At 37.5% G+C, this 13,121-nt stretch carries 11 protein-coding genes; 6 read left to right on the top strand and 5 right to left on the bottom strand.

Translation table 11 applies throughout. The features are described 5' to 3' along the window. Nucleotides 1–10: 10 nt before the first annotated feature. The 6 genes from ABD676_RS11840 to ABD676_RS11815 are packed head-to-tail and all read left to right on the top strand — an operon-like array spanning nt 11 to nt 6,290. Entirely contained in the window at nt 11–1,717 is a 1,707-nt protein-coding gene (locus tag ABD676_RS11840; protein ID WP_344674898.1) for a TonB-dependent receptor, read from the top strand. Between the two features lie 37 nt (nt 1,718–1,754). Beyond that, a complete protein-coding gene (locus ABD676_RS11835) occupies nt 1,755–2,921 on the top strand; it encodes an SPOR domain-containing protein (RefSeq protein ID WP_344674897.1) in 1,167 nt (388 codons plus the stop codon). Between the two features lie 35 nt (nt 2,922–2,956). Further along, nucleotides 2,957–3,655 carry a MotA/TolQ/ExbB proton channel family protein gene (locus ABD676_RS11830; protein WP_344674896.1) on the top strand — a complete coding sequence of 233 codons (699 nt, stop codon included), beginning with the start codon at nt 2,957–2,959 and terminating at the stop codon, nt 3,653–3,655. A 33-nt stretch (nt 3,656–3,688) separates the two neighbouring features. After that, nucleotides 3,689–4,096, top strand: coding sequence for an ExbD/TolR family protein (locus tag ABD676_RS11825; RefSeq protein ID WP_344674895.1), 408 nt, complete (start codon nt 3,689–3,691; stop codon nt 4,094–4,096). A 58-nt stretch (nt 4,097–4,154) separates the two neighbouring features. Continuing rightward, complete coding sequence (locus ABD676_RS11820; protein ID WP_344674894.1) at nt 4,155–4,976, top strand: energy transducer TonB family protein; 822 nt, start codon at nt 4,155–4,157, stop codon at nt 4,974–4,976. Between the two features lie 12 nt (nt 4,977–4,988). Continuing rightward, complete coding sequence (locus tag ABD676_RS11815) at nt 4,989–6,290, top strand: bifunctional folylpolyglutamate synthase/dihydrofolate synthase (protein ID WP_344674893.1); 1,302 nt, start codon at nt 4,989–4,991, stop codon at nt 6,288–6,290. On the opposite strand, the gene ABD676_RS11810 is transcribed toward ABD676_RS11815, so the two are convergent. From ABD676_RS11810 to ABD676_RS11790, 5 genes are all read right to left on the bottom strand, one after another. Next, nucleotides 6,277–7,299 (bottom strand): asparaginase, encoded by a 1,023-nt coding sequence (locus ABD676_RS11810; protein WP_344674892.1) that lies wholly within the window; start codon nt 7,297–7,299, stop codon nt 6,277–6,279. The two genes, ABD676_RS11815 and ABD676_RS11810, sit on opposite strands and share 14 nt — an antisense overlap. Before the next feature lie 3 nt (nt 7,300–7,302). Further along, nucleotides 7,303–8,097: a TatD family hydrolase gene (locus tag ABD676_RS11805; RefSeq protein ID WP_344674891.1), complete on the bottom strand. Its 795-nt coding sequence runs from the start codon at nt 8,095–8,097 to the stop codon at nt 7,303–7,305. Between the two features lie 120 nt (nt 8,098–8,217). After that, complete coding sequence (locus tag ABD676_RS11800) at nt 8,218–9,195, bottom strand: FKBP-type peptidyl-prolyl cis-trans isomerase (protein ID WP_344674890.1); 978 nt, start codon at nt 9,193–9,195, stop codon at nt 8,218–8,220. A gap of 27 nt (nt 9,196–9,222) precedes the next feature. Continuing rightward, nucleotides 9,223–10,230, bottom strand: a complete 1,008-nt coding sequence (locus ABD676_RS11795; RefSeq protein WP_344674888.1) for a DHH family phosphoesterase — start codon at nt 10,228–10,230, stop codon at nt 9,223–9,225. A 118-nt stretch (nt 10,231–10,348) separates the two neighbouring features. Continuing rightward, nucleotides 10,349–12,994: a hypothetical protein gene (locus tag ABD676_RS11790; protein WP_344674887.1), complete on the bottom strand. Its 2,646-nt coding sequence runs from the start codon at nt 12,992–12,994 to the stop codon at nt 10,349–10,351. Nucleotides 12,995–13,121: the final 127 nt, after the last annotated feature.

Below are 13,121 nucleotides of genomic sequence, written 5' to 3'. Positions count from 1 at the left end.
ATAGGAAAAGATGAAGTTGAATACAATTTTTAAACAATCTACCATATTAACCTGCTTATTGGGATTAGGCTTTGCAGCTCATGCACAAGAGCCTGACCGCCCAGTAACTTTAGATTCTTTTGATATCGTTCGCGATTACCGTCCTATTCTTGCTGATGCAGTGAAAATTCGCCGTAGTCCAGATATGACCAATAAAAGGGCATACATGCCGAAGCTAAACTATGGCAATGTTCCTGATAAGAAGTTGGATATCAATACTGGTCTTAAGGAATTGAAAATCATGGAAACCCCATTTTCTCAAATATTCGACTTAAAGAGTAATTATGCCAAATTGGGTATCGGTAATTTCAATACCATCCTTGGTGAAGCTTATTTTGCGGTGGAAGATTATGAGGATATCCGTTACGGTGGATATGCAAAACACTTAAGTCAAAAGGGAAACTTAGATGATCAGAAATTCTCAAGACAAGAGGTAGGAATATTTGGAAGACGTATTTTTCCAAGATTTACGGTGAATGGTTTAGTAGGTTATAACGGATTTGGAACACGCTTTTATGGTATTCCAACTGATGTAAATGGACAAACTTTAAACCCTACTCGTGAAGCACAACGCTTCAATGATATCTTCCTATCAGGAGAATTGACCAGTAATTTTGATCCAAATAATGAAGATGCATTTAGCTACTCTTTAAAAGCAGACGGCTATATCTATAAAGATAAATTCGATGCTAAAGAGAATTCTATAGCATTATCGGGTTATTTAAATAAACGTCTTAAGGCGTTCAATGTTGGGGCAAATGTAGCGGTAGACGTTAATTCAATCGCAGGTGCAAGTACGCCAGATGGGAAAATGAACAATTCATTGGCTCACCTAAATCCTTACATTCGCTTTAAAGGTGAAAACTACAATATTACCTTAGGTGCGAATATTGTATCTGAATTTGGTGATAGCTCACGCTTTAACATCTTCCCAGAAGCAGAGATTGATTTCGCTTTAGTTCCTGAATACTTCTATATTTTCGGGGGTGTTAAAGGTGGAGTTGATAAAGGATCATTCCGTAATTTCACGAAGACAAATCCTTATTTAGGTCCTGATTTTAATATCCAAAATACCGTTGAACGTATGAACATCTACGGTGGTATTAAAGGAAATGCTGGAGCTACATTTGGTTACAAAGTAAAAGGCTTCTATAGAAAAATTGAAGGATTACCATTGTTTGTAAATAGCATGGAGACACCTTTTACCTTTGACTTGGTATACGATGGTGATGGAGACAAAGCAGTTAAGCATGTCGGTATTGAGGGAGAAATCAATATGCGTCTTTCAGCTTTAGTTAACTTAGGTGGTCGATTGAATCTTGACAACTACACCATGGTGAATCAAGATGAAGCATGGCATATGCCTAAAATGCGATTAGCTGCAAATGCCCGATTCAACATTTCAGAGAAATTATATATTGATGCAGAAGCTTTATTCCATGGAGTAAGTTATGCAAGAGAATATAAATATACTGATGCTACTACCCCTCCAACATCATATAATAAGGCTAATGTTGCTTCATTCTTTGATTTGAGTGGTGGTGCTGAATACAAAGCGACCAAACAATTGGGAATCTTTGTAAAAGCGAATAACATTTTGAATACAGATTACCAACGCTACTTATATTATCCTAAATTAGGCTTCAATATATTAGGTGGTATTAATTTTTCATTTTAAGGTCTACAAACTTTAAATTTGCACGGAAATAGGATTCATGGATTTAGGTAGATATATTTTTCAGGTATTAAAGCATAGAAATGAAGTATATGTGAAAGGTTTGGGTGTTTTCAAGCGAATTCATACATCTTCAGTTTATGATGAACAAAAAGCTGTATATCTGCCACCTTTGACTTACTTGGAGTTTGACTCTAAAGCAGTTGATGGGGTTGACCTTGCAGATTATATACAACAGGCTAATCAGGTTTCGCGTACGGATGCTGAGGCATTGGTACAGGAGGCCGTTCTCAATCTATTTGATCAGATAAGAGATCATGGTCAAGCAAGCTTACATCATTTAGGACACTTAATTCGTCACGGAAACTCTTTAGTCTTTAAAGCGGAAGATCTGAGTGGATTTCAATTGCAACCGGTAGATGGAGGGGAAGTTCGTCCTAAGGTAGATGAAGAAGTTGTTTTCACTCAACAAGAGGAAGAGCCAATTCAACCTGAGGAGATTATTGAACCTTCATTAGAGGAAGAACCTATTGATGAATTGACGGAGGAAGAAAGTCCAGAAATAGAAGAGGAGCCCGTTCAAGAAACACTTCAAACGGATGATGTTGCTCCAGTAATGGGTAACCCGGAAGAAGAAAATAGAACTGAAGCTAACTCAACAGAACAAGTAGAACCTTATTATTACGAGGAGGAAGAACCGGCTAAGTCGAGTAAAGCAATATGGTATATTGCTGCGGCATTGATTGGTTTGTTGATTGTTGGAGCTTTATATTATTTTAATCGTCCTGATCAAGGTGAGGTTCTAGACCTAACAAACGATAAGAATATTCAACAGACGGTTCCTCTGGACTCGAATCAGATAAAGACTGATTCCATTGCAGCAACCGATAGTACCCTGAGAATTCAAGACAGTATTCCTGTTGCAGATACAGTAGCAAAGGCTCCGGTTAAAAAACCATTGATCCCTGAGGGGCATCATTATTATATCATTATAGGTAAGCACAGTACACTAGCTAAAGCTTATGAGCAAGCAGAAGCATTTAATAAGGATGGAATACCTTCTGTACGTGTAATCCCTAGTAAACTAGCTAAAAATAAGAAAACCGTAATTTGGGATTCTTATGCTACCAAGGCTCAAGCTGATTCAGCAAATGCCATAGTACAGAAAAGATATGTATCCGATGCATGGGTGCAGAAAATTAATTAAATCAATCAAAACAGCATAAACTTTTAATATCTATCATGTCATTAGTACAGAACCCAGGACTAGCAGATTCTTTAAATCAAGTTCAACAACAGACCGTAGCTTTAGCTACTCACGAAGATCTTAATTTACTTCAACTTTTAATGAAAGGTGGATGGATCATGATCCCCATCATTTTATTGTTTTTCTTAGGCTTAGTAATCTTCTTTGAAAGATACATTACCATCTCTAAAGCTGGTAAATCTGAGGGTGGATTATTGTCACAGGTTAAAAGCAATGTATTAGCCGGTAAATTGGATGCTGCAATGGCCGTTTGTCGTTCTAGTAACTCCGCTTTATCAAGAATGTTGCAGAAAGGATTGACTCGTGTTGGACGTCCGATTAAAGACATCGAAGGTGCGATTGAAAATCAAGGTAAATTAGAAGTTTCTCGCTTAGAGAAAAACATTAATATCTTGGGTATTATCGCTGGTATTGCACCAATGCTTGGTTTCGTAGGTACGATCTTTGGGGTAATCCAGATCTTCCGCGATGTGGAAATTGCAGGTGGTATTGATATTGGTTCGGTATCTGGAGGTCTTTATGTAAAAATGATTGCATCGGCTTCTGGTTTGACCATTGGTATCTTGGCATATATTGGTTACCATATTTTAAATATGATGGTAGAGCGTTTGATTCTTCGTATCGAAACTGATGCCATCGAGTTTATCGATCTATTGGATGAGCCTAGCTTATAATAGGTGTTCCACTAATCTTTAAATTTTAAACACATGAATTTACGTAATAGAAGAAATAAACCCTCCGCTGAAGTACATACCGCTGCGTTGAACGATATCATGTTCTTCTTGATGTTGTTTTTCCTATTGGCTTCTGCGGTTTCAAATCCACAAGTGGTAAAGCTGTTATTACCGAAGTCTTCTTCGGGAGAGCAGTCTGTGGCTAAAAAGACAATGACCATTTCCATAACAAGTGATTTGACTTATCATGTAGACAAACAAGCTGTTCCTTTGGAAAGCTTAGAGTCGATGATTCAGTCCAATATGGCAACAGGAGAGGAGTTAACCATTATGTTATATTCTGATGGTACAGTTCCTGTTCAAAACATCTTGCAGGTCATGGATATTGCCAATAAATTGAAAATAAAATTAGTCTTGGCTACAGAGCCTAAAAAGGATTAATCATTGTTAGAATTAAACGATTGATAAAATAAATAGTCGTAAGTAAGAGGATTAGGATATGTATTATCATCAAATTCAGGAAGAAAACAATCTCCCAAAGGCATTAGGAATCTCTTCAATAGTAATGGCCGCTTTAGCAGCCATCGGATTCTTTATTGTTTTTACCCAAGATATTCCAGAATACGGAATGGGTGGGATTATTGTCAATTATGGTACCTCAGCAGAAGGTATGGGTGACGATTATATGAGTGTGGATGAGCCTTCGATGGATGAGAATGCCAATAATGTGAAGCCTGATAAAATCGATCCTACTTCAACACCGGTTCCTACGCCTTCTCAGCAAGTAACCGATCAATCGGTGCAAACCCAAGATATGGATGATGCACCTGTTGTCAAAAAGAATGAGAAGCCTGTACAGGCCAATGCTGTAGAAGCGACGACAGAAAAGAAAAATGCTACTCCTGCTGTTAATCCAAATGCTTTGTACAAGGGCAAGAAGAATAATGCACAGGGTACCGGTGATGGTACAGGAAGTACACCTGGTAACCAAGGTTCAGAATTAGGTGATCCTTTGGCTTCAAACTATGGTGAAGGTGGTTCAGGTTTTGGTAATACCATGTTGGACCTTAAGAATCGTCGTTTTGAAGTTCGTCCAAATGTTGAAGATAATGGTCAGCAAACGGGCGTTGTAAAAGTAGAATTTACGGTCGATAAGAGCGGTCGAATTATCTCTGCAAGACAGGCAAAAGGTACTACTATTGCCGATTATCGTCTTGTTGAAAAGTGCCTTAGTGCCGTTCGCCGAGCACGATTAAATTCCTTGGCTAATGCTCCGGACACCCAAACCGGACTTATCACCTTCAGATTTAGAGTAAGATAATCTTTTTCAGATATGAAAACATATACAGCGGTAATCGAGTATTTATTTGCTCGATTACCAATGTTTACCCGCGATGGCGCTTCGGCTTTTAACCCTGATGTCGATAAAACACTTCTGCTTTGTGAAGCATTAGGAAACCCCCACAAAAAATTCAAGTCTATTCATATTGCCGGTACCAATGGTAAAGGCTCTAGTTCCCATATGTTGGCTTCTGTACTTGCCAATTCTGGTTATAAGACTGGATTATATACTTCGCCACATTTGGTAGATTTCAGAGAGCGTATTCGAATTGAAGGAAACATGGTGCCCGAGCAACATGTGGTGGAATTTGTTAATACGCATCGGGAATTAATAGAAGATCTAAAGCCATCCTTTTTTGAAGTAACCGTGGCAATGGCCTTTGATTATTTCGCACAACAGCAAGTGGATATTGCCGTTATTGAAGTAGGACTTGGCGGAAGATTGGATAGCACCAATATCATCTCACCTGAACTTTGCCTTATTACCAATATAGGCATGGACCATATGAATATTCTTGGTAATACCTTGGTTGAAATAGCCGGTGAAAAGGCAGGGATTATTAAACAAAATACGCCTGTCGTCATATCTGAAAAACAAACAGAAATACAGCATGTGTTTGAAGACAAAGCAAAGAGTTTAAATGCTGAGCTTATGTATGCTACGGACCGCTATACTGTGCTTTCCTCAGAAAGGCTCGCAGAAGGGCTTAAAATAACGGTAGAATCAAAAGCTAATCATGTCAAGAATACTTGGTTATGTGATTTGACAGGTTCTTATCAAACCAAGAATATCTTGGGTGTACTAACCTGTATTGACGAATTACGTAAATTGGGCTTCCAACTTCCGAAGGAAAAAGTACAATATGCATTAAGTCATGTTCAAGAATTAACTGGCTTACGCGGACGTTGGCAAACCTTACAAGCAAATCCTTGGGTGATCTGTGATACTGGACACAATGAGGATGGAATAAAAGAGGTTCTAAAGAACTTAGCAAGCCTACAATATCATCAATTGCATTTCATCTTTGGTGCTATGCGTGATAAGGATTTATCACATATTCTACCTTTGCTACCAAAGGATGCTCATTACTATTTTGCTGCTCCTGATATGCCTAGAGCAATGCCTGCCGACCAATTGACAGAACTAGCAAATAGCCATGGATTAAAAGGGACCTATTATTCTAGCATAGAAGCTGCATTTGATGCGGCACAAGATCTATACAAGGATGGAGATCTCATCTTTGTTGGGGGAAGTACTTTCGTTGTAGCGGAGTTGTTGACTAATCGTTTTTAGTCAACTCTCCACGAATTGGTTGTTGAATCCAATAAGCAACTTCCTGTTGACTTTCAAATTCTCCCTGTAAGTACATTAGCTTTGTTACAGCGGTCTCAAAGGTCATGTCATAACCATTGAGTATACCAATGGCTTGTAGGCCTTGTGAAGTCTCATAACGGCCTAATTCTACAGAGCCTACCTTACATTGGGAAATGTCTAAGATATTCTTTCCAGATTTAATAGCATCTGCCAATAAATCCAAGAACCAAGCATCGGTCATGGTATTTCCTGAACCAAATGTTTCCATAACGATACTGCGTACATCTGAGTTTAGAACCGCTTGAATGGTTTCGGCACTTATTCCTGGAAATAACTTCAATACTCCAACACGGTTGTCGATATGATAATGACAAATAAAATCCTTATCGGTATTGTCTAATAAAACTTCTTCGTTATATCGGATATGTATTCCTGCTTCTGCCAATACCGGGTAATTCGGTGAGCGGAATGCTTCGAATTTATCGGAGTTGTATTTAAAGGAACGGTTTCCACGGAACAACTTATTATCAAATAGAATACATACTTCCTGCACTAATGAACGACCATCTTTCTTACCGGATGCAATTTCTAATGCAGTCATTAGATTTTCTCGTGCATCGGTACGTATTTCTCCAATTGGCAATTGTGATCCTGAAAACACAACAGGCTTCTGCAATCCTTCCAATAAAAAACTTAACATGGATGCTGAATAAGCCATCGTATCCGAACCATGCAAGATGACAAATCCATCATAATGAGCATAGTTATCCCTAATGATTTGTGCCATCTCTAACCAGATGCTTGGACGCATATTGGATGAGTCAATAATTGGCTCAAAGGAATGCACGGTTAACTTGTAATTTAAACGACTTAAATCAGGTAAATTCTTTTCGATTAATTCAAAGTCAAATGGAATAAAGGTGCCCGTCTCGGGGTCTTTTACCATGCCTATGGTACCACCAGTATAAATGATGAAGATGTTATACATGGATTATATATTAAATACTTTAATGGAATTATTGGTTGTTATTTCTGCTAATTTCTCAATGGAAATCTCATGTAAATCAGCTACTTTTTGAGCAACATGAAATAAGTAACTGCTCTCGTTTTCTTTTCCACGGTAGGGAACTGGAGCCAAATATGGCGCATCTGTTTCTAAAACTAAGTGTTCAAGTGCGATCTCTTTTACGACAGCATCTAAGCCGGCCTTTTTGAACGTTACGACTCCACCTATGCCTAAGACAAAGTTTAAGGCGATAGCTCGTTTAGCTTGCTCTAAAGAGCCCGTAAAGCAATGGAAGATGCCAAATAACCTTCCATCTTGTTCAGCATCCAAGATTTCAAATACCTCATCAAAAGCCTCACGACAGTGAATGCTAATTGGAAGACCTAAATCCTTAGCCCAATTAATCTGCCTGCGGAATGCTTCTTGTTGCCAAGCAAGCGTACTTTTATCCCAATATAAATCAATCCCAATTTCCCCAATGGCATAGATTTTATGTTTTTGGATCTCTTGTTCTATGGTGTCCAAGACTTGCTTATAATCTTCACCGACACTGCAAGGGTGTAAACCAAGCATAGCAAAGCAGTTTTCAGGATAAGCCTTAACCGTATCCATTACTTGAGGAATGGACTCTAAATCTACATTAGGTAGGAAAAGTCGTTTGACAGAATTTTCAAAACAACGATTCATCTGTTCCGCTAAATTTGGTGTTCCTGCTTGATAATAGATATGGGTATGGGTATCGGTTAAAGTAAAGCCACCGATTACATTTTCTGCTTGCATGGTGCCAAAGTTAATATATTGTTAGTTAAACTACCTCTATAGAATGAAAAATCGCAGTTCTTTTAACAAAAACTGCGATTTATTATAAATATTGCAAAATTTTATTCTTTGTCCAATAGATTATGGAGTTGGAACTGGTATTGTAGGTTGTGCTGGAGTAGGTTCCTCTTTAGGACCCGCAATAACTTCTACAACATCAACATCAAATACTAAAGGTGCATAAGCTGGAATTAAGTTTCCTTGCTGACGCTCGCCATATCCTAATGAAGAAGGAATAATGAAAGTAGCTTTAGAACCTTTTTTCAATAATTGAAGTCCTTCAGTCCATCCTTGAATTACTGGAGTATGACCAATACGTACGCGTAATGCTTCGTAAGGTCTCATTGGATTGAAAACATTATTTTTCTTAGCCACCTCAGGAAGGTTAGTATCAAATACTTTTCCGTTAGTTAATGCACCAGTGTAGTTTAATACTACCGTATCACCAACGACTGGGTTGTTTCCTGTACCTTCGTTTTTAACTACATACTGTAAGCCAGAAGCAGTTTTCTTAGGTGTCAATTTGTTTTTCTCTACATAAGTAGCAATTTTACCATCTTCAGCTTTCTTCATGCCTTCCATTTCAGCCATGTAGTATTTGTTTACTTGGTCGTAAAGAGCTGAGTCAGTTAAATTACCTTTTTTGAAGTGTTTTTTGACTTTGATAGTAAATTGGATGTATTTATCAGCAAACTCTGGTTTTGGTTGACCAGTTTTTGCTGCCATTGTATCTAAGTTCAAACGGAAAACGGCGCTATCACCTTCTCCTAACATTTTCAAAATGGAGTTATTATCACCAGCATAACCACCTTGCATCATAGAATCAGGAATTACGGGTGCAATTTGCGACATACCTAAATCATAAGTACTAGCTAATAATGAGTCGCGATCTGTTTCAACGATCATATCCATTGCTAAGATATCACCTCCAACAGCTTTGTCTGTTCCAGCGTCCTTGATGAATTTATATTCAAGGCCACCGTCACCTTTTTTAAAGTTTTGGCAAGACGCAAATACAAGACTCGCTAATGCCGTTAATACTAAAATCGATTTTTTCATTTTTCTATTTATAACGCTTAAAATATGCTATGTTAAATACGCTTTATATTCTGGAAGAATAGATTTAAAGCGGTTGACCACTTCACTCAATTCCTCCGTAGAATTGCCACCGGCAGCATTTAAATGCCCACCACCATTGAAGTGTTTCTTGCAGATCTCATTACATGGAATATCTCCAATGGAACGCAAAGATAATTTAATTAATTCAGTTCTATCAACAAATAAACCTGCCAATCGAATACCTTTTATCGATAAAGCATAATTTACTAAGCCTTCTGTATCGCCAGTGGTCACATTAAACTTCGCCAAATCCTCTTTACTCAGTGAGAATAAGGCCGTATGATACTCTGGAATAACCTCTAAACAGTTTAATAAGCTGTAACCTAAAAACTTTAAACGATTTTCAGTACTGCTATTGTATATCTGCTCATGGATTTCCCAGTTTCGAGCTCCAGCTTCTAATAATGCCGCAATGATATGGTGAACCTCAGAAGTTGTTGACTTAAATCGGAAAGAACCAGTATCTGTCATGATACCTGTGTACAAACAAGTTGCTATCTTCTCATCAATTGCTTCTTTATCATCAAAGACCTCGGCAATAAATTTGAATACCAACTGTGCTGTCGCTGCCGCATTGGAATCCCAATAACACACCTGTGCAAAATCTTCAGGCTCTAAGTGATGATCGATCATCCATTTTGGCGCCTTAGCATTTCTGATAACAGGTTCTAATATGTTGGTTCTGGAAAGCGCGCTGTAATCCAAACAAAAGATGATATCTGCTGTATCAAATAATCCTTGACATTGACTTGGATCTTGAGGATAGAATAACAATTCTTCACGTCCTGGCATCCAATCTAAAAATGTAGGAAAATCAGATGATAATATCACATGTACATCATGACCTTTCTTCTTGAGCCAATAATATAGACCCAAAGATGAACCTAAGGCATCGCCATCAGGTTTATGGTGCGTGGTAATGATTATCTTTTTAGGTCTGGATAGTTCTACTAAATATTCTTCTCCTGTCAACATACGTCTTTTGTGATTGCAAACCTAATGAAAAAAAATCGGCAATGAAAACTTTTTTAAAGCCTCATAAGCAATGATTTCTCCATTTATTTATTCGCTAAACTGATTGAATATGAAATGCTTAATATCTAAAGGCATAAAGTTTAAAGTCTCTACGTGTACAAATCAAGAAATTTCCTGAATTGTAATTGATTTTTCCATCATAAAATAATGGCTGGGCCTCCACAGGATAACCATCAACTATGCCTCCAGTCTCTGTAAACAAGTAGATCAAGTTGGTGCCTTGAGGAGCTATTCCCATTTTACTCAAACCTGAACCTGCAGGGAAATAATATGGACTATTCTCTATCTTTTTGGTAAAGGTATAATCAAATAAAGGTTTCACCGTATTACCTAATTCCAATACTTGAAGGTAAGAACCGTCCAAGATAATTAGCTCTGGACTGCTAGTGCCTGCTAAATTGACAAAGTCAGCGTGGTAATTCTTTTCCCATTTACCTTCATAAATCACCTTACTGGAACCGTCTTTTTTAATTTCATAAACTTTTCCAGTATCGTCCGTCGCATAGAATACAGTCTCTGTTTCTCGTTTTACAACTGCTACAGGACTTACAAATACTACATCACCAGGAATATCAATTTCCTTGGTTTTATTACCACCCTGATCAAAGAAATATACTCGACCATATGTAGTGCCAACAACCAATTCATTATCTACTAATTGTAGTGGACCAGTGATTTCTCCTTCGAGATTTACATCGTCCCAACCGTCAACTTTTCCACCCTCCATGGTAAATGCCATCAGCTTATTCTTTCCAGGAACTAGGATATATTGCTCACTCCCCCAATCGATATAACTTGGCTCATATATAGGTTCTGCAGACAATCCCGTTGAAAAACCCCGAACCATCTTACCTTGCGGATCGAAGCGATATAAACGTCTACGGTCAGTAGCCAATAATAAACTGCGGTCCGGCAATTGTTTCACTGATCCAACGATACGTCCAGAGAATACAGTAGACCATAACTTATTTCCACTAGGATGAATGGCATGTACCGTATGATCTTGCTCTTGGGCTAAAATAAATTGTGCCGTATCCGAATGTTCAAAGACATAGGGACCATTAATCAATCGACTTTCCATACTATAAGTCCAATCTGCATTGACACCTAAGCGATTTTTACTCTTGTAAATGGCATAAAAACGACTAAGGAAATTTCCAGAATTTCCTGCCAATTGTAATGACCAGGAATAAAATTCCTGATAACCATACTCATCCTTATTTCGGAAATTCTTGCTATAACTATTGTTCAGTGAGTTGATCAAAAAGTTACTTGCATTCTTGGTGTTGATGAAGAAAGTAACATTTGCTTCATTGCCTTGTATTTGTTCATAGTTTTTAAAGCCAATTCCACCAATTAATAAATCTTTTCTTTTCCATTTTCTAATATACTCCTGAATAGTGGATTGCTGATTCGCTAGGACAATAAGATTATTTACACGGACAAAATAAGGCCTAGAGAATGCTTTCAACCCCTCACCATAAAAACGATATGGAATCTGAGCATAACGAAATCTATAAATGCTATCTCCTGCAGATTCTGCCATGGAATTTAAAACAGAATCAAACTTGCTGCTGTCTTGAATGCTAATAAAACCTAAATAATCTGAATTTGTCTGTTCTACAACTGCAAAGTCAGATCCTAAAGCAGCCTGTATATCAGTTAACAACTGTGGCTTTTCTTTATTTATTACTTGCTCCTGATCACTTAATTGCTTTGCACCATCTTGTTTTGCCTGCCATGTTTTCAAATCACTTGCCCAGGAGGCTTTATCTGAAAAGGAATATTCCACAAACATCATACTGCTTGATGGAAAATAATTGTACAAACGCTGAACGGTCTTATGCTGTTTAGCAAAGATGGAGAGGTACTCACCATCAGCATCTTCCAACTCACTTTCCCCAGAAAGCATCAAAGCATCCTGCTTATAATTGATATTCCAAACTGTTTGTCCCTTAAGGTTGATAAACTGCTTTAAGAAATCACCAGCTTTGTTTTTCTTATAATTGGAAACCATGCCATTCAAGTTCTGCTGCGGTAAGTAAACCGTAAATGGAGAGTTCCGATTTGAATGGTCGTTAAAATAACTGATCTGTTTTTCTTCTAGCTTAGGCTGCTTCTTATCCAATACATGGAACAGTAAACTTTTAGAATAACTACCAAAGAATATATTCGCTTGATAAGCAACGTAAAAGATAGAATCCTTAGTTTCTGTATTAGAAGAATCAGTTTTTAAAGCCTTAAACGAATATAAGGCAGTACCAGCTGTATCTGTTTTCTGTACTTGTAAGGTAGAAGAAAGACTGGTTAGAACTTGATCCAGCTCTTCATTTTTCACCTTTTCCATTAATGGAATGCTGAAAAGCAATTGTGTTTCTTCTTTTCCCGGGTGTAAGGATATGAAAATATCCGAACCAACTAAATAGCTGTTCAGGTTTTTATTCCTTAGAAGTTGTTGTTTCAGATTGCGTAATTGATGGATTTCCTGATGACCAAGCATCGCTTCAAATATCTCGAAATCCTTAAATATATTATCTGTAGTTTCATCATTCACGAAGGAGGCGATCAGATAAGTATCCTTCGGCAAAAACGCTATAGGCTTTACAGATTCTTTCTTTTCTTGATCCAATCCACTAAAATAATAGACCGAAGCCACAATTACCGCCACTAATAGCAGGATGGAAACAATTATTGTATTTCTCATGTTAGAAAAACTTTCCGATTAAAAGTTTAAAACTCAATATATACAAATTTGCAAAAATAGGAGTGCTTTTTAAGAAGTTATTTTATACATTTATAATCGAAAAATAATCTATTCTTATTTTAAAGGC

The organism is Sphingobacterium kyonggiense, from assembly GCF_039536825.1.
GTDB classification, from domain to species: Bacteria; Bacteroidota; Bacteroidia; order Sphingobacteriales; family Sphingobacteriaceae; genus Sphingobacterium; species Sphingobacterium kyonggiense.
This window is presented reverse-complemented; position numbering and strand designations above follow the sequence as displayed.